This is a genomic window from Streptomyces mutomycini (genome assembly GCF_001700505.1).
GTDB classification, from domain to species: Bacteria; Actinomycetota; Actinomycetes; order Streptomycetales; family Streptomycetaceae; genus Streptomyces; species Streptomyces mutomycini.
The window spans coordinates 1-700 of record NZ_MAPV01000359.1; the positions used below are offsets into that span (position 1 = coordinate 1).

Here is a 700-nt window from a genome sequence, read left to right on the forward strand (position 1 = left end):
CGGGGAAGGTGGTTCTCCGGCCCTGTCCAGTAGTCCTTGTGCTGGAAGCGGTAGCCGGGCAGGGGGATCCTGCGGCCCGTCCCTCCCATGAAAGTCCGCCAGCCGACCGGCGCCCCGCCCCGGTACAGGCCTGCGGCCGCGTCCCAGAGCGGTTCGAGCCCGGCCCCGCGCCGCAGCGTCGGATACGCCGGTCGGCTGGCGGACTTTCATGGGAGGGACGGGCCGCAGGATCCCCCTGCCCGGCTACCGCTTCCAGCACAAGGACTACTGGACAGGGCCGGAGAACCACCTTCCCCGGCCCGTACAACCGGCAAGAGACGGGGCTGAAGTGGCACAGGACGAAACAGCGGTCGAGCGGGTGCTCCAGCACATCGTCGAGGTCACCGCGAAGCATCTCAGCTATGACACCGGCGAGATAGCCGAGGACGCCTCCTTCTTCGACCTCGGGGCGGACTCGCTGCAGATGATCGGCGTACTGCGCGAGCTGGAGGAGGAGCACCGGGTCAAGGTGTCGATGCGGGAACTCTTCGAGAAGGCGGAGACGGCGAAGGGGCTCGCCCTGATCATCGTCGGGAAGATGGGGGCGGCGGACGTGACGGGGGCGCCCGGACACCCCGAGCCTGCCCCGGAGCCGGTCCGCGATCCGCTTCCCGGGCCGTCTGTCCGCGAGGCACCACCCGCGCCCACGGTGTACGCGCCG

General features: G+C 70.3%; 1 protein-coding gene. It reads left to right on the forward strand.

Going from position 1 to position 700, the window contains the following annotated elements; genetic code table 11:
• Positions 1 to 208: 208 nt before the first annotated feature.
• On the forward strand, positions 209 to 700 hold a 492-nt coding region (locus tag BFF76_RS30455; RefSeq protein WP_141695718.1), incomplete at its 3' end, for an acyl carrier protein.